Origin of the sequence: Bradyrhizobium sp. AZCC 1578 (genome assembly GCF_036924675.1) — a bacterium.
GTDB lineage: Bacteria > Pseudomonadota > Alphaproteobacteria > Rhizobiales > Xanthobacteraceae > Bradyrhizobium.
This window is the reverse complement of the sequence record NZ_JAZHRZ010000001.1, coordinates 6,886,122-6,902,041: the sequence shown is the minus strand read 5'-3', so window position 1 is coordinate 6,902,041 and position 15,920 is coordinate 6,886,122. Positions and strand designations below refer to the sequence as shown.

General features: G+C 62.0%; 15 protein-coding genes and 1 pseudogene. 10 read left to right on the top strand and 6 right to left on the bottom strand.

Translation table 11 applies throughout. From position 1 onward, the window contains the following. Nucleotides 1-19: 19 nt before the first annotated feature. Nucleotides 20-1,675 carry a TRAP transporter large permease gene (locus V1290_RS32780; RefSeq protein ID WP_334368179.1) on the top strand — a complete coding sequence of 552 codons (1,656 nt, stop codon included), beginning with the start codon at nt 20-22 and terminating at the stop codon, nt 1,673-1,675. Between the two features lie 92 nt (nt 1,676-1,767). On the opposite strand, the gene V1290_RS32775 is transcribed toward V1290_RS32780, so the two are convergent. From V1290_RS32775 to V1290_RS32760, 4 genes are all read right to left on the bottom strand, one after another. Next, nucleotides 1,768-2,856 (bottom strand): TRAP transporter substrate-binding protein, encoded by a 1,089-nt coding sequence (locus tag V1290_RS32775; protein ID WP_334368178.1) that lies wholly within the window; start codon nt 2,854-2,856, stop codon nt 1,768-1,770. A gap of 172 nt (nt 2,857-3,028) precedes the next feature. Further along, entirely contained in the window at nt 3,029-4,117 is a 1,089-nt protein-coding gene (locus tag V1290_RS32770) for a TRAP transporter substrate-binding protein (protein WP_334368177.1), read from the bottom strand. Between the two features lie 181 nt (nt 4,118-4,298). Then, nucleotides 4,299-5,432: an Mrp/NBP35 family ATP-binding protein gene (locus tag V1290_RS32765; RefSeq protein ID WP_334368176.1), complete on the bottom strand. Its 1,134-nt coding sequence runs from the start codon at nt 5,430-5,432 to the stop codon at nt 4,299-4,301. A gap of 176 nt (nt 5,433-5,608) precedes the next feature. Beyond that, nucleotides 5,609-6,046: a VOC family protein gene (locus V1290_RS32760; protein WP_065728480.1), complete on the bottom strand. Its 438-nt coding sequence runs from the start codon at nt 6,044-6,046 to the stop codon at nt 5,609-5,611. 166 nt (nt 6,047-6,212) lie between these two features. On the opposite strand from V1290_RS32760, the pseudogene V1290_RS32755 reads away from it, so the two are divergent. The 4 genes and pseudogenes from V1290_RS32755 to V1290_RS32740 form a co-directional block, all read left to right on the top strand. Then, a pseudogene (locus tag V1290_RS32755) lies at nt 6,213-7,091 on the top strand (NAD(P)-dependent oxidoreductase); the annotation flags it as partial. A gap of 203 nt (nt 7,092-7,294) precedes the next feature. Next, a complete protein-coding gene (locus tag V1290_RS32750) occupies nt 7,295-8,896 on the top strand; it encodes a sensor histidine kinase (protein ID WP_334368175.1) in 1,602 nt (533 codons plus the stop codon). Between the two features lie 45 nt (nt 8,897-8,941). Beyond that, a complete protein-coding gene (locus tag V1290_RS32745) occupies nt 8,942-9,145 on the top strand; it encodes a DUF1289 domain-containing protein (RefSeq protein ID WP_334368174.1) in 204 nt (67 codons plus the stop codon). A 28-nt stretch (nt 9,146-9,173) separates the two neighbouring features. Continuing rightward, complete coding sequence (locus tag V1290_RS32740; protein ID WP_334368173.1) at nt 9,174-9,731, top strand: TIGR02281 family clan AA aspartic protease; 558 nt, start codon at nt 9,174-9,176, stop codon at nt 9,729-9,731. 98 nt (nt 9,732-9,829) lie between these two features. Here V1290_RS32740 and V1290_RS32735 read toward each other — a convergent pair whose 3' ends face one another. Then, nucleotides 9,830-10,336: an AAA family ATPase gene (locus V1290_RS32735; protein WP_334368172.1), complete on the bottom strand. Its 507-nt coding sequence runs from the start codon at nt 10,334-10,336 to the stop codon at nt 9,830-9,832. Nucleotides 10,337-10,677: 341 nt separating this feature from the next. Between V1290_RS32735 and V1290_RS32730 the strand changes: the two genes are divergently transcribed. After that, nucleotides 10,678-10,872 (top strand): hypothetical protein, encoded by a 195-nt coding sequence (locus V1290_RS32730; RefSeq protein ID WP_334368171.1) that lies wholly within the window; start codon nt 10,678-10,680, stop codon nt 10,870-10,872. Between the two features lie 63 nt (nt 10,873-10,935). Here V1290_RS32730 and V1290_RS32725 read toward each other — a convergent pair whose 3' ends face one another. Then, a complete protein-coding gene (locus V1290_RS32725) occupies nt 10,936-11,418 on the bottom strand; it encodes a MarR family winged helix-turn-helix transcriptional regulator (RefSeq protein WP_334368170.1) in 483 nt (160 codons plus the stop codon). A 177-nt stretch (nt 11,419-11,595) separates the two neighbouring features. Between V1290_RS32725 and V1290_RS32720 the strand changes: the two genes are divergently transcribed. Genes V1290_RS32720 through V1290_RS32705 form a run of 4 tightly spaced genes read left to right on the top strand, consistent with a single transcriptional unit; the run spans nt 11,596 to nt 15,882 of the window. Next, entirely contained in the window at nt 11,596-12,114 is a 519-nt protein-coding gene (locus V1290_RS32720) for a flavin reductase family protein (protein ID WP_334368169.1), read from the top strand. Nucleotides 12,115-12,163: 49 nt separating this feature from the next. Then, nucleotides 12,164-13,396 (top strand): acyl-CoA dehydrogenase family protein, encoded by a 1,233-nt coding sequence (locus V1290_RS32715; protein ID WP_334368168.1) that lies wholly within the window; start codon nt 12,164-12,166, stop codon nt 13,394-13,396. 40 nt (nt 13,397-13,436) lie between these two features. Further along, the gene (locus tag V1290_RS32710) at nt 13,437-14,462 is read left to right on the top strand and encodes an amidohydrolase family protein (protein ID WP_334368167.1); all 1,026 of its coding nucleotides are present in this window, start codon (nt 13,437-13,439) and stop codon (nt 14,460-14,462) included. 43 nt (nt 14,463-14,505) lie between these two features. After that, entirely contained in the window at nt 14,506-15,882 is a 1,377-nt protein-coding gene (locus tag V1290_RS32705; RefSeq protein WP_334368166.1) for an MFS transporter, read from the top strand. The last annotated feature ends 38 nt before the right edge of the window (nt 15,883-15,920 follow it).

Sequence of the window (15,920 nt, the reverse complement as noted above, 5' to 3'; positions counted from 1 at the left end):
GCGATCTCAGGGGGACTAGATGACTGCTTTTCTCATCGCCAACATGGCGCCGATCATGTTCGCGTCACTGGTGATTATCCTGCTGCTGGGCTATCCGGCGGCATTTTCGCTCGGCGCGGTTGGACTGATCTTCGCCTTTGTCGGCATCGAGCTTGGCGAGTTCCGCCCAGACTTCCTGCAAGCGCTGCCTGAGCGCGTCTACGGCGTGATGAACAACGACACGCTGCTCGCCATTCCGTTCTTCACGTTCATGGGACTGGTGCTCGAACGGTCGGGCATGGCCGAGGATCTGCTCGATACGATCGGACAATTGTTCGGCACGATCCGCGGCGGCCTCGCCTATGCCGTCATTTTCGTCGGCGCGTTGCTCGCGGCGACCACAGGTGTCGTTGCCGCTTCCGTCATCTCGATGGGCCTTATCTCGCTGCCGATCATGTTGCGCTATGGCTACGACCGAAGGATGGCGTCCGGCGTCATCGCCGCTTCCGGTACGCTGGCGCAGATCATTCCTCCCTCTCTCGTCCTGATCGTGATGGCCGACCAGCTCGGCAAGTCGGTCGGCGACATGTACGAGGGCGCGTTCGTCCCGGGAATCGTGCTTGCTGGCCTGTATGCCGGCTACGCGTTCCTGGTAAGCATGATCTTTCCCAAGGCTGCTCCGGGTCTGCCAGCGGATGCGGTCGGTTTTCGCGAGCCTGATGGCAGCCGCGGACTTTGGTCGCTCGGCGTCCTCTTCATCGTCAGTTGCGTTTTCGGCTGGTTCATGATGCGCCATTCGGAGGCGCGCGGAGCCGACTACGTCGTGCTCAGCATGTTCTACGGCATCCTGTTCGCCTTCTTCGTGGCGGTGGCGAACTGGCTCATTCATAAGTTCACCGGCTTCCGTTTCCTGTCGGCGATGGCGCAGCAGACGACCTTCGTGATGGTGCCGCCGCTATTCCTGATCTTCCTGGTGCTCGGCACGATCTTCGTCGGCATTGCCACGCCGACCGAAGGCGGCGCGATGGGCGCGGCCGGTGCACTCATTCTCGGCGCCGCCAAGCGCCGGCTGAGCTGGGATCTGATCCGGCAAGCGACGGAATCGACGGCCAAGCTGTCGGCCTTCGTGATCTTCATCCTGATCGGCGCGCGCGTTTTCTCGCTGACGTTCTACGGCGTGAACGGCCACATCTGGGTCGAGCATCTCTTGACCTCCCTGCCCGGCGGCCAGATCGGCTTCCTCCTTTTCGTCAACGCCCTCGTCTTCGTCCTGGCCTTCTTCCTCGACTTCTTCGAACTGGCCTTCATCATTATTCCGTTGCTCGGACCCGCGGCTGAAAAGCTCGGCATCGACCTGATCTGGTTCGGCGTCATTCTCGGCGTCAACATGCAGACGTCGTTCATGCACCCGCCGTTCGGCTTCGCGCTGTTCTATCTGCGCTCGGTGGCGCCGAAGGAATCCTATATCGACCGCGTCACCGGCAAGCGCATGGACCCGGTGACAACCGGCCAGATCTATTGGGGCGCGGTGCCGTTCGTCGTGATCCAGGTCATCATGGTGATACTGGTCATCATGTTCCCGGCGATGGTGATGCACTACAAGGGCGCGGCGTCGACGATCGATCCGAACTCGATCAAGATCGAGGTGCCGCAGATCGAATTGCCGCCGCTGGATTTCGGGCAGCCCAAACAGTAGCGCCCTCGCTCACGTCATCCGCTTCACCCAAATAAAGAACCCCGGAGCTTTCGCTCCGGGGTTTTTGCTGCCGATTTCTCTCTCGGCGGCAATCAACTCTGCGAACGGCGAGCCATGAAGTAGTCGTAACCGAGTTCGGCGACCTGGAACCACTGATATCCGTTGTTCGTAAAGCTGCTCAGCGACTCGTTGACCTTCTTGAAGTCCGCGTTGCCGGCGGAGACTTCGCTGTGCAATTCCTTCGCGGCCTTGTAGCAGGCTTCCATGACTGGCGCCGGGAATGCCTGCAGCTTGGCGCCGCCCGCAATCAGCTTGCGCAGCGCGAGAGGATTGGCTTGGTCGTATTTCGCCATCATCCAGTTATTGGCCTGATGACCGGCCTGCTCGAGAACGCTCTGGTAGAATTTCGGCAGCGCATTCCACTTGTCGAGGTTGACGAACGCCAGCAGCATCGGTCCGCCTTCCCACCAGCCGGGATAGTAATAGTGGGGCGCGACCTTGTAGAAGCCGAGCTTCTCGTCATCGTAGGGACCAACCCATTCCGCGCCGTCGATGGTACCCTTCTCCAGCGCCGGATAGATATCGCCGCCGGCGATTTGCTGAGGCACCGCGCCTAGCTTCTGCAAAACCTTCCCCGAGAAGCCGCCGATACGGAATTTGAGGCCCTTGAGATCGTCGACCGTCTTGATCTCCTTCCGGAACCAGCCGCCCATCTGGCAGCCGGTGTTGCCGGCCAGCAGCGAGGTGACGTTGTACTTCTTGTAGAACTCGTTGAGCAGTTCCTTGCCGCCGCCCAACATGTACCAGGCCTGGTTCAGGCGCTGGTTCGGGCCGAACGGCACCGCGGAGCCAAAGGTGAAGGTCGGATCCTTGCCGAAATAGTAGTACGAGGCAGTATGTCCGATCTCGCAGGTGCCGTTTTGCACAGCATCCAGAACCTGCAGACCCGGCACGATCTCACCGCCTGCAAAGGTCTGGATCTGAAACTTGTTGTCGGTGGCTTCGCCGACCATCTTGGCCATCAATTCGGCACCGCCATAGAGCGTGTCCAAGGACTTCGGCCAGCTCGTCGGCATGCGCCACTTGATTTCGGGCAAGCCCTGCGCAATCGCGGGCGCTGCGATCGTTGCAGCACCTGCCGCACCCAAGCCGGTTACTTTGAGAAAATCTCTTCGCTTCATATTCCATCCCTTTTGGTTGTGCCGGTCAGCCTTCGTGTCGAGGCTTGGAATCAAGCATGGAACATCCGGCCGCCGATTTCCATAAGCAATTGGATGGAAACGCGAAAAAGCCCGACCTTCCTGCGAAGGCCGGGCTTTCTCGTAAGCTTTTGGTACAGGTATCTGGCTCCGATCAGCCGCGCGTGCGCGAACGGATCATGAAGCTGTCATAGGTATATTCGGCGACCTGCCACCACAGATACTGGTCGGAGCGATAGGCCTGCATCGCGTCGATCGCCTTCTTGAAGTCCGCGTTCTTGCCGGAGATTTCGCCCCACAATTCGTTGGTCGACTTCAGGCAAGCTTCCAGCACTTCGTTGGTGAACGGACGAAGCTGCGTGCCACTAGCAACCAGACGCTTCAGTGCCGCGGGGTTCAGCATGTCGTAGCGCTGATTCATCCAGGCATTGGTGTTCGCCGCCGCGTTGGTGAGAATGCCCTGGTAGCTCTTCGGCAATTCATTCCACTTCTCCAGATTGGCGAAGGCGTGGACCGTCGGGCCGCCCTCCCAGAAGCCGGGGTAGTAGTAGAACTTCGCGACCTTCTGGAAGCCGAGCTTCTCGTCGTCATACGGGCCGACCCACTCGGCAGCGTCGATGGTGCCCTTTTCCAGCGCCGGATAGATATCGCCGCCGGCGATCTGCTGCGGCACCACGCCAACCTTCTGCAGGACCTGGCCAGCGATGCCGCCGATGCGCATCTTGAGGCCCGACAGATCAGCAACGGTCTTGATCTCCTTGCGGAACCAGCCGCCCATCTGGGTGCCGGTGTTGCCGCAGGGGAAGCCGATCACGCCGGACTTCTTGAAGAACTCGTTCGCGAGTTCGTTACCGCCGCCTTGCGCCAACCAAGAGTTCTGCTGGCGCGCATTGAGACCGAACGGCACCGCCGAAAAGATCGCAAAGGTCGGATCCTTGCCGACGTAATAATACGAAACGGTGTGGCACATCTCGACGGTATTCTTGGAAGTCGCGTCGAGCGCCTGCAGACCCGGAACCAGCTCGCCGGCCTGGAAGACCTGGATCTGGAATTTGTTGTCGGTCATTTCGGCGACCTGCTTCGCCAGGTGCTCGGCACCGCCGTAGATAGTGTCGAGCGACTTCGGGAAGCTCGACGTCAGGCGCCATTTGATCTCAGGCGACGATTGCGCGATCGCCGGCGAGGCAACGGCTGTCGCGGCAGCACCGGCCGCTGAAACCTTCAAAAAATCACGACGCTTCATTCAAGCTCTCCTTCGGGTCGTTCCCCAAATTTCCTCGAGCGTTCCTCCGGCGGGACGAATTCCACGGCATCCGGGGCGCTCTGGCGGGGGCGCTTTAACACGGAAGTTCGCGTTCGAAAACGCGACAAAGGCATGACTGCACTGATTAAACGAAAGTCGTATGGGCGCGGACAATGCAACCTCAGGCCGCGGCAATCGCGCCCTGAAGCTGGTCGCGAACCTTGGTCCCGATGGCCCGGTAGACCGCGGCATGCGGGCCATCAGGCTCGCTAGCCACCACCGGATTACCTTCATCCGAGGTGGTCCGGATCGACATGTGCAGTGGGATTTCGCCCAAGAATGGGACACCCAGCCGCTCCGCCTCATGGCGCGCGCCGCCATGGCCGAAAATGTCCGAGCGCGTGCCGCACTTGGGACACTGGAAGTAGCTCATGTTCTCGACGATGCCGAGCACCGGCACGTTGACCTTCCTGAACATCGCAAGCCCCCGCCGCGCGTCGATCAGGGAGAGGTCCTGCGGGGTTGAGATAATCACCGCTCCCTTCAGCGGCACGTTCTGCGCCAGGGTCAATTGCGCGTCTCCCGTACCGGGCGGCATATCGACGACGAGAATATCGAGCGTGCCCCACGCCACGTCACGCAACATCTGGGTGATCGCCGACATCACCATCGGCCCGCGCCAGATCATCGCGGTGTCTTCCTCGACCAGGAAGCCGATCGACATGATCGAAAGCCCGAAACGCTTGATCGGAATCATCTTGCGGTCGTCGTTGAGCTGCGGCTTTTCGCTGATGCCGGTGAGCCGCGGCACCGAGGGGCCGTAAATGTCGGCATCGAGCAGCCCGACGCGCAGGCCGAGGTCGCGCAGGCCAAGCGCCAAATTGAGCGCTGTGGTCGACTTGCCGACACCGCCCTTGCCCGAGGCCACGGCGATGATGGCGGCAACGCCAGGAATCTCCGCCTGCTTCGACATCGGCGACGCCGCGCCCTGCGGCGGGCGGTGGGCAGAAGCGGGTTGCACGCCATGCGCATGCCGATGCGCCGCGGGCGCGGCCTGCGGCGATCCTGGCTTGCGCTCGGCCGTGAGCGCGATCATTGCGGTGCTGACACCGGGGATCGCGCGCACCGCGGCTTCGGCCTGCGCGCGCACGCTTTCCCAGGCTTGAGCCTCTGCGGCGTCGACATTGATGGAGAAGAACACCTTGCCGTCGGTGACCGAGATCGCCGACAGTACGTTGGCATTGGTCAGTGTCACGCCGCGCGGCGAGGCCACCCGGCGAAGGGCATCGAGAACCTGTTGCTGTGTTACGCTCACTCGCGCATCTCCTGAAGCCCTTGCGGTTCCGAGTGAGAACCGGGCCCCACTCGCTTGTTTTGACGCGCATTCTTGACGCGAACCCGACCCGCTCCGGACCAAGTCCGAAAGCGGAGCCGCGTTCCAAGACGCTATGCCAGTCTGATGCGACCCATAGAGCGGTTCAGCGCAAAAGGCTATCTCGCTCCGACGTCATCCCGCCGCTCCGCGGGGGCGGCAGCCGCCTGCTCCTTGGCCGCCTCGTAATTCAGCTCGATCATCACGCCATTGGGGTCATTGACGAAGATCTGCCAGAGATCACCGCCCGGAACCTGCCGCGAGTCGTACGCCATGCCCTTCTGTTCCAGCCGCCGTTTCATGCCGTCAAAGCCGTAGCTGGCAAACGCGACATGATGGACAACGCCGGAATCGGGCTTTTGCGGCTCGTCGGTCTTGGAGATATCGACGAGGTGCACCACCGCCTTGCCCTCGCTGTACATCCACGCCCCGGGAAATGCGAAGTTCGGCCGCGCGCCCTTTTCCAGGCCCAGAATGTCCTCATAGAACCGGACCGTATCGGCAAGGTTGCGGGTCCGGATGTTGAAATGGTCGAGCACGCCCACGCTGACGCCCATGCGATGTCACTCCCTTTTTTGTGAGGTTCTTGAGGAACTATCCTAGCACGAATCCGGCCCCGCCCACCAACGAAGGCGTTGCCCTCCCCTGCGCAGCGGTTATGGTGCGGCTCCTCCAAAAACACCGTCCGGCCGGCCCAACGTCGCCGGCGAAAACTCCAAGGTAACACACATGGCTAAAGTCGCTTTTCTCGGTCTCGGCGTAATGGGCTTCCCCATGGCAGGACATCTGGCGAAAAAAGGCGGCCACGAGGTGACCGTGTACAACCGGACCGGGGCCAAGGCGAAGGAGTGGGCGGACAAGTTCGGCGGGCGCACCGCGCCGACGCCGGAGGCCGCGGCGGAAGGTCAGGATTTCGTGATGTGCTGCGTCGGCAACGACAATGACCTGCGCGCGGTCACGATCGGCACCGATGGCGCCTTCGCCGGCATGAAGAAGGGTGCGGTATTCGTCGATCACACCACCGCCTCCGCCGAAGTCGCCCGCGAGCTCGATGCTGCCGCCGTCAAGGCCGGCTTCAAGTTCATCGACGCGCCGGTGTCCGGTGGCCAGGCGGGGGCGGAAAACGGCGTGCTGACGGTGATGTGCGGCGGCAAGGAAGACGCCTATGCCGCTGCCGAGCCGATCATTTCCGGCGCTTACGCAAGGATGTGCAAACTGCTCGGGCCCGCCGGCGCCGGACAGCTCACCAAGATGGTCAATCAGATCTGCATCGCAGGTCTCGTCCAGGGACTGTCCGAGGGCATTCATTTCGCCAAGAAGTCAGGACTCGACGTCGCGTCCGTGATCGAGACCATCTCCAAGGGCGCGGCGCAGTCCTGGCAGATGGAGAACCGCTACAAGACCATGAACGACGGCAAGTTCGACTTCGGCTTTGCCGTCGAATGGATGCGCAAGGACCTCTCGATCTGCATCAGTGAGGCCCGCCGCAACGGCGCCAACCTGCCGGTGACCGCCCTCGTCGATCAGTTCTACGCCGAGGTCGAGAAGATGGGCGGCAAACGCTGGGATACGTCGAGCCTTTTGGCCAGGCTGGAGCGGTGAGTTAAAGAAAGAGGTTAAGGCAACGAGCAAGGCCCCCGCTTCTTATCCAGTCAGAAGCGGGGGTTCCGTCTGCCCGACAGGTTAATTTTAACTTCCTGTTTACGAGAATTTTTAGCTCTTTAAGTCATCGCTTAATGATTTAGCGGCACAGATAGACAATGCAAAAGCCCGCGCAGTTCGCGGGCAGGATTTTGTGTTGTTCAATGAGTAACCCCGCAGAGAAGCCCGAGGTTGTCCAGCTTCCGGCAGAAGCGCCGGTCGCACCAGCGGTCAGCACCCGGCGCGTGGCGGCGCAGCGGGTGCGCGAGGCGCGGGATCGGTTAACGTCGACCAGCGGGACCCGCCCCGCCTTCGATACCGAATTGCTCCGACAATACGCCCAGACCCGGGTATCGGCTTCCTTCGTGGTCATGCTGCTGGTGGTTGCGACCGGCGTGCTGTTCGGCCTGTGGAAGTACGCTGTGCCGGCCGCGGTCTGGACCGTCGGCATGCTCTGCGTCCATGCCGCCATCATTCGCAACTGCAAGCGCTTCCTAGGCGAGCCGCCTACGCTCGCCGCCACGCGCAAATGGCAAACCCGCTTCGTGCTGCTCGACTTGCTCTACGGCCTGAGCTGGACGGCGATCCTGCTCCACCCGGCCGGCCTCGACGTCGTCTCGAACACGATGATGATGTTCCTGATGCTGCTGGTGATCGCGGTGTCGAGCATGCTGGCAGCGACGCTGCCCATTGCGGCGGTGGCGGCAACCGTGCCGGTGACGGCGGCGATCGCGCTCAACTTCGTGATGGGCGGAACCTTCGACAACTACGCGCTCGCGCTGCTGGCGGTCGCCGCTGAAAGCTATTTTGCGCTACTCGCCCATCAGCTCCATTCGACGACGCTGCAAACCCTGGAAGCACGCGCCGAGAAGGACGCGCTGATCGGCGAGCTCGAACAGGCCAAGGCGATTTCGGACGAAGCGCGGCACCGCGCCGAATCCGCCAACGTCGCCAAGTCGCGCTTTCTGGCGCAGATGAGCCACGAGCTGCGCACGCCGCTGAACGCGATCCTCGGATTCTCCGAGGTGATGAAGAGCGAAATCTTCGGCGCGCATGCGGTGCCGGTCTACAAGGAATATTCCGCCGACATCCACAATTCGGGCGTACACCTGCTCAATCTCATCAACGAGATTCTCGATCTGTCGCGGATCGAGGCCGGCCGCTACGAACTCAACGAGGAAGCGGTTTCGCTCGTCCATGTCGTTTCCGATTGCCACCATCTGTTGAAGCTGCGCGCGAGCAGCCGCGGCATCACCATTCATGAGGTGTTCGAGCACGGCATGCCCAGGATCTGGGGCGACGAGCGCGCCACGCGCCAGGTCGTGCTCAATCTCATATCCAACTCGATCAAGTTCACTCCGCCGGGCGGCGATATCTGGCTTAAGGTCGGCTGGACTGCGTCCGGTGGACAATATCTCAGCGTCAAGGACACCGGCTCCGGCATTGCCGAGGATGAAATCCCGATCGTGCTGGCTTCGTTTGGCCAGGGCTCCAACTCGATCAAATCGGCCGAACAGGGCGCGGGCCTGGGCTTGCCGATCGCCAAGAGCCTGATCGACATGCATGGCGGCACCTTCACGCTGAAATCGAAACTGCGCATCGGCACCGAAGTCATCGTTACCTTCCCGCCGGAGCGCGTGATGAGCGCGCTGGCGCCGATGGTCGAAGAGGAAGCACCGCCGCTGCAGCCGGAACCCACCGCATCCGCCGACGACAAGCGGCGGCCGCGTCACAAGCCGATCATGAGTGCCGGCACCGGCCTGTAGTTGGAGCGCTTGCGCCGAGGACTCAAACCGTTTCACTATCCAGGAATGAGCAAAGAAACGCCGTGTATCGCAGTCTGTATGATGGATCCCAAAACCAAACTCTGCTTCGGCTGCGGACGAACGTTGCCGGAGATCGCGCGCTGGCACCGCATGGAAACGGCGGAGCGATTGGCCGTGATGGAAGGGCTTGCGGCGCGCATGGTGGATGCGGGCCTGGTTCCGATGCCGCCGCGCGCCGAACGCGGCTGATCACCGGAGGAAACGGCGGAGGCGCCCAGTGATCCGCATCATGCTCGTTCTGGCAATGCTCGCCGCCACCGCAGGCGCCGTGGTCGCCTATGGCGATCCGAACCAGATCGCGCGCGCCAGCAACTCGGTATCGAAAATGCTGTGGCAACGCAGCCTGCAGCCGGCGCCCGCCGTGGAGATCGCGCGCGGCAAAGCCGGCGAATTCGCGCTGCACGCCAAGATCAACGGCGTCAAGGCGCCGATGGTGATCGACACCGGCGCCACTTCGGTGGTGCTGACCTGGGAGACGGCGAAGGCGATCGGCCTGCCGATCGAGATGCTCGAATACAATGTCGATGTCGAAACCGCCGGCGGCCATACCAAGGCGGCGCGGCTGACCCTCGATCGTCTCGCGGTCGGCGGCCTCGTCGAGAAATCGGTCCCGGCGCTGGTGGTGCCGCGCGGATTGATGAAGACCAACCTGCTCGGCATGAGCTTTCTCGACCGGCTGGAAAGCTGGGGCGTGCAGGCCGACAAGCTGAAGCTGCACGGCTATCCCGAAGTGGCGGCGTCCAACCGCAAACGCACCCGCTCGGCTGCGAATTAGGGCGAGGACTCATAAACTGACGATGTCCGCTTGTTGGCATCTAATAGCGACACAAAGGCGGGCGCGCCGATATCGACGCACCGGGCCAATAGCTGCCATCATCTGCTTAGGAGATCGAACGCCTCCTCCACGCACTCTTCCAAGCTACGATGTGCTGTATCGATAATGATGCGATCTCGGTTCCATTTGTCGTAGGCACGGGCTGCAACTGCGTCCCAATTGGGTAAGTTCAGCCCCATGACGTCGCTTGATCTTGTCTCAATTCTCCGACGGTGCTCGACAAGATCGCTGCACACGACTTCTAGCCAGATGACCTCGGCTGCGGCACGCCGCCCCGCCGCTTCCCAACCGTCCCGTGCCTCTTGGCAATCGTTTACACAATCCGCGACAATATCTAGGCCGAGGGCTAGATTGTCGGCCGCGATCGACTGAGCCGCTCGATAGCTCCAATCGAAGAGATCGCTCGGCGCCGTACCGGATGCCCAGATTGCCTGATCCATCGAGTCGATGCGTAGCCAGATGGCACCGGAACGCCCCGCCAGACGCCGCGCTATGCTCGACTTGCCAACCCCCGGCAAGCCAGCCAATGCGATCAGCCTTGCCATTGCACCCCAATCCTATCTCGACCAAGCGGGCCAATGCTAGCGCAGCTTCGCAGCTATTTCCACGTGAACTGTCGTGTCTGCAACGGGCACTCGCGTCGCTTTAACGGTGTACCGATCACTTCTGGTCTACTCCGACAAACAGACACCTCAGATCTCCGTCGGGACGTTCTCGAATGCGCTAAGGCGGAAGTGATTCCGACTTGCGACGTCGCGAAACTGCGATTGTACGACACATCGAAAATGGCTTTGTGAAGCCATTTCCTGCGTAAGGGGAATGGCCGCCGCGCCGATCCCTCCCCATTTTGGTGCGGGGGCACGTCATGCGCCATCGGAGATCGGCAATGACCATCAGGAGCTTTTGTACGCTTGCCGCCGCCATCTTTGCCCTGATCGCACTTCTTCAGTTGATCCGGATCGTGATGGGATGGTCCATCACCCTGAATGGCGTCGATGTTCCGTTCTGGCCGAGCTGGATTGCGGTCATCGTGGCTGGCGCGCTGAGCTGCGTCGGCTTTCGCGCCGCCATGCGCGGCTAAAGGCTAGCACAGAGGCCGGCCGGGCCGATCTGCCATCAGGCGCCCGCCAGTCGGCCGCAAGAGTCACGCTTTCGCCTTCGCCGCCTTGCGCGCCTTGTTGACTTCCGCGATCTCGGGCTCGATCGAATTCAGACTCTCGTAGATTTCTGCGAGCACCGTCTTCAGATCCGAAACGTTCTTCGACGGAAAATTGCGGACCGCCACTTCCTCGAAATGGATGGCGATCGGGATCAATTCTTCCACCAGCGTCCGTCCCTTCGGCGTGAGGTTGATCGCGACCGTACGCGCGTTGTCCTTCAGCCGCGTGCGCGTTACGAGGCCTCGCCGCTTCATCTCCCCGATCAGGCGCGACAGCGTCGATATCTCGATCGTCGTCATGTCGGCGAGATCGCCGAGGCGCTGATCGCCTTTCTCCCAGAGCGCGGCCATCACGCGGTACATCGGTAATGTCACGCCATAGCCCGCGATGCGCCGGGAAAACAGATCGCCCATCCGCACGCCGACGCGGTTGAGCATGTAGGGCAATGAATTCGTCAGCCGGTACAAGGTCTTGCGTCCTGCTATGGTGCAACTTTTGCACCCCTCCAATAGCCGGCCGCCGATCATTTTTCAAGGCAATTGTTGCATTTGAAAATTTCTGATTGACTTGTCATTTGCAGATGCAATTATTGTTCACGAAAATTAAGCCGCCGATCAAGAGCGGATTGTTCAGTGGAGGAAACCATGTCGCTGGATTCGGCATCCGACGAATTGCGTGAAACGTTCAAGCGCGCGTTGCGGCGATTTCCGGCCGCCGTGTCGGTGATCACGTCTGCCGACCAGAACCGCCGCCACGGGATGACGGCGACCGCGGTGACGTCGCTGTCGCTCGACCCTCCCTCGCTGATCGTCTGCGTCAACCAACAGACGCTGCTGCACGACATCATGCTGCTGGCGCGCCGCTTCTGCGTGAACGTGCTGCGCCGCGACCAAATCTCCCTTTCATCGGCGTTCAGCGGCGCGGTCCCCGCCGAGGAGCGGTTCGGGCTCGGCCAATGGATGACCTCGCCCGAGGGCGTCACCTATCTCGCCGACGCGCAGATCAACATCTTCTGCAAGAAGGCCGCCGCCGTGCCCTACGGCACGCATACGATTTTCATCGGCGAAGCTGAGACCGTGAACGTGCGCGATCCGATCGAGCCCCTGATCTACCAGGACGCGACCTACTGCTTTTCGGTGCCCCACGACAGCCAGGCTGCGTGATCCGCCAAGCCGCCGCCTTTTCAGCCCATCGAAGATACGGAGCAAACCAATGGTATCAGTCGCCCAGTTGAAGGACGTGCCGGCGCCTCCGGCCGCTCGCCCCGACATTAGCGAGTTGCGGAGCCGCGTGGCGCAGATCGCGCCGCAGATCAAGGCGCGCGCCCACACCACGGAAAAGGCGGGCCGCGTGCCGGAAGAGAACATCACGGCGCTGCGCAACATCGGCTATTTCGACATCGTCAAGCCGGCGATGTTCGGCGGCTACGAGCACGATTTCGACGTGCTGGTCGAACTGAACATCGAGCTCGCGAAAAGCTGCGCCTCGACGGCGTGGGTCGGCGGCCTGCTCGCAGCCCATCAATGGCTGATCGCGGGATTTCCGGAAATCGCGCAGCGCGACGTCTGGGATGATAATCCAGACGCACTCGCTTGCGGCTCCTACGCGCCGGCCGCCAAGGCGATCGAGGTCGAGGGCGGCTATCGCCTCACCGGGCGCTGGTCGTTTGCGAGCGGCTGCGACAACGCGCAATGGTCGTTGTGCGCGGCGCTGTTGCCGTCGAAGACGGAAGCCGGCCAGTTTGCGCCGGCCTTCCTGCTGGTTCCGGCCTCCGACTACGTCATCGACGATACCTGGAATGTCGTCGGCCTCAGCGGCACCGGCAGCAAGACGCTCGTACTGTCAGACGTGTTTGTGCCCGCGCACCGCCTGCTGTCGTTCGCCGACACCACATCCGGCAAGACGCCGGGCGCTGCGCTCTATGCCGCCAACCCCACTTTCTCGATTCCGATGCTGTCGAACATTCCTTCCTGCCTGGCGTCCACCGCAGTCGGCGCCGCCGCCGGCGCACTGGAAGACTATCTTGCCGTAACCTCGAGGCGAATCACGCGCGGCGCGGTGGCGGGCCATAACAACCGCATGGCGGATTTCCCGACCATCCAGTTACGTGTTGCGGAAGCGGCCGCCTCGGTCGATGCAGCGCGTGAAGTGCTGCTGCGCGATCTCAGGGACCGTGCGGCGACGATCCGCGACGGCAGGCCGGTCTCGACCGAGGACCGCATCGTCAGCCGCCGCGGCCAGGCCTTTTCGGTTGCGCTGGCCATCCGCGCCAGTGAGGCGCTGAACGCCTCGACCGGCGGGCTCGGCCTCGACCTTTCCAATCCGGTGCAGCGCGCCTGGCGCGACGCCAATGCCGTCGGCCGCCACATCAGCATGAACTGGGACGCCGTCGGCACCATGTACGGCCAGCTCGCTCTCGGGCTGACGCCCCAAGGTCAATACTAAGGGACAGTACTAACCAGCATCAGACATCAGCGAGGACAATATGCAGGGCAAGATCGCACTAGAGGAACATTTCGCCATCCCGGACACGCTGATGGACTCAGCGGGTTTCGTTCCGGACTCCTATTGGCCGGAGTTGAAGGACCGCCTGCTCGATATCCAGGACAAGCGGCTGGTGCAGATGGACCGCCACGGCGTCGAGATGATGATCCTGTCGCTGAACGCGCCGGCGGTGCAGGCGATTCCCGACATCGTCCGCGCCAACGAGATCGCGATCCGTGCCAACGATTTCCTCGCCGAACAGGTGGCAAAACGGCCGTCGCGATTCCAGGCCTTTGCCGCACTGCCGATGCAGGACCCCGATCTCGCGATCGCCGAACTCGAGCGCTGCATCAAGACGCTCGGCTTCCGCGGCGCGCTGGTCAACGGCTTCTCGCAAATCGGCGACGGCAAGCGGCCGGTCTATTACGACCTGCCGCAATACTGGCCATTCTGGGAAGCTGTCGAGCAGACCGGCCTGCCCTTCTACCTGCATCCGCGCAATCCGCTGCCGGAAGACTGCGCAATCTATCAAGGGCATCCCTGGCTAATGGGCCCGACCTGGGCATTCGGGCAAGAAACCGCGGTTCATGCGCTGCGGCTGATGGGATCGGGATTGTTCGATACCTATCCAAAACTGAAGATCATCCTCGGCCATATGGGTGAAGGCCTGCCCTACAGCATGTGGCGCGTCGACCATCGCAACGGCTGGGTCAAGGCGCCGCCGAAACACAAGGCGAAGAAGAAGATCTGCGACTATTTCAATGCCAACTTCTTCCTGACCACGTCGGGCAATTTCCGCACGCAAACGCTGATCGATTCCATTCTCGAAATCGGAGCCGACCGCATCCTGTTCTCGGTCGACTGGCCGTTCGAGAACGTGGACCACGCCTCCGACTGGTTCAACAGCGCCAGCATCAGCGAGAACGATCGCCTGAAGATCGGCCGGTGCAACGCCATCGACCTGTTCAAGCTCGATCTCGGCGACTTGGCCGTCGCCGAGCACGGCATCCATCAAGCCGCGGAATAAGCGGCCTCAAACGACATAATCACCATCTGGGAGGGATACGGCCATGGCCGCGCAGGCAATCGATCTTCACGAAGAGCTCGCCGAAGCAAAGGTAGGAAAATTTCACTGGCGCCTCGGCGCCATCATGGGACTGCTAACGCTGTTTGACGGATATGACACGTTCAACCCGGCTTACGTCATTCACTACGTCGCAAAGCCCTGGGGGCTGCAGGCCGGCCAGGCGGGACTGTTGATTTCCAGCGGCCTGGTTGGATTCCTGCTCGGGGCTGCCATCCATGGCATCATTGCCGATCGGCTCGGCCGCCGCGGCACCCTGCTCGGCGGCTTGTGGATCACCAGTATCTTCACGCTGCTCACCGCGACTTCGGCGGACTCGTTCCTCTCCTTCTGCATCCTGCGGCTCCTGACCGGCATCGGCCTCGGCGTGCTGCTGCCGCTCGCGACCACCTACATCAACGAGCTGGCGCCGCGGCGCGTGGCGAACACGTTTGCGCTGTGGGGCGTCGCACTTGGCTGGGCGCTTGGCGGCACCCTCGCCGGTGTCGCCGGCGTGTTTGCAACCCCGGTGTTCGGTTGGACGTCGCTGTACTGGATCGGCTCGCTGTCGTTCCTGCTCTTGCCGTTCATGCACATGATGCTGCCGGAATCGCCAAAATTCCTCGCACTCCAGGGCCGTACCGATGAAATCCGCGACATGCTGACGAAGCTTCGGCCCGAGCGCGCCAGCGCCTACAAGTTGGCTGAAATTGTCATCGGACAAGCGGAGAAGCCGGTCAATTCAGTGGCAGTGCTGCTGCAGTCGAAATATCGACGGACCACATTTGCGATCTGGGCCTCGGCCTTCCTCAGCCTGTTCTGCATCTTCGGCCTTTCGGGATGGATTCCGACGGTGATGATGCAGCGTGGAGAAACCTTTGCCGCAAGCTTCGGCTTCGGCGCGCTGATGCAGATCATGTCGTTCGTCGGCGGCCTTGTGCTTGGCCACCTCGTCGACCGGTCCGGCTATAGCCGCGGGCTGATCGCGACCTGGTGGGCTTTTGGCGGCCTCGCCGTGTTGTCGCTCGTGGTACTGAACGTCCACATCGTCAACATCACCTCGGTCGCCGCCGCCGGCTTCTTCATCATCGGCGCACAGTTCGTGCTGAACAATTTCACTGCGGCTTCCTATGAGACCGGCGTGCGCGCCACTGCTGTCGGAATGGAGCTCGGGGTCGCCCGCGTCGGCGCCATCCTCGGCCCGTTCGTGGCTGGTGCGCTTCAGCAATATTACCAGAGCCCGACACCGATGTTCCTGTCGATCGGCGTCTCCGCGATTGCCGCCGGGATGATTATCTTGCTGGCCAGGCGGCCGGCGAGCGCACCCGCAAGCAGCCTTGAAGAGGCTGCCGGCTTGCGCAAGGTTGCACAGCCGGCCTCTTGAGCCGGAAGTCCGGCTCCGGGGCGGCCTGATCCTGGAGC

Bases quoted from the DNA above. Each gene is read 5' to 3' on its own strand.
- V1290_RS32780 (WP_334368179.1), top strand. From the start codon at position 20: ATGACTGCTTTTCTCATCGCCAACATGGCGCCGATCATGTTCGCGTCA.
- V1290_RS32775 (WP_334368178.1), bottom strand. From the start codon at position 2,856: ATGAAGCGAAGAGATTTTCTCAAAGTAACCGGCTTGGGTGCGGCAGGT.
- V1290_RS32770 (WP_334368177.1), bottom strand. From the start codon at position 4,117: ATGAAGCGTCGTGATTTTTTGAAGGTTTCAGCGGCCGGTGCTGCCGCG.
- V1290_RS32760 (WP_065728480.1), bottom strand. From the start codon at position 6,046: ATGGGCGTCAGCGTGGGCGTGCTCGACCATTTCAACATCCGGACCCGC.
- V1290_RS32750 (WP_334368175.1), top strand. From the start codon at position 7,295: ATGAGTAACCCCGCAGAGAAGCCCGAGGTTGTCCAGCTTCCGGCAGAA.
- V1290_RS32745 (WP_334368174.1), top strand. From the start codon at position 8,942: ATGAGCAAAGAAACGCCGTGTATCGCAGTCTGTATGATGGATCCCAAA.
- V1290_RS32735 (WP_334368172.1), bottom strand. From the start codon at position 10,336: ATGGCAAGGCTGATCGCATTGGCTGGCTTGCCGGGGGTTGGCAAGTCG.
- V1290_RS32730 (WP_334368171.1), top strand. From the start codon at position 10,678: ATGACCATCAGGAGCTTTTGTACGCTTGCCGCCGCCATCTTTGCCCTG.
- V1290_RS32720 (WP_334368169.1), top strand. From the start codon at position 11,596: ATGTCGCTGGATTCGGCATCCGACGAATTGCGTGAAACGTTCAAGCGC.
- V1290_RS32715 (WP_334368168.1), top strand. From the start codon at position 12,164: ATGGTATCAGTCGCCCAGTTGAAGGACGTGCCGGCGCCTCCGGCCGCT.
- V1290_RS32710 (WP_334368167.1), top strand. From the start codon at position 13,437: ATGCAGGGCAAGATCGCACTAGAGGAACATTTCGCCATCCCGGACACG.
- V1290_RS32705 (WP_334368166.1), top strand. From the start codon at position 14,506: ATGGCCGCGCAGGCAATCGATCTTCACGAAGAGCTCGCCGAAGCAAAG.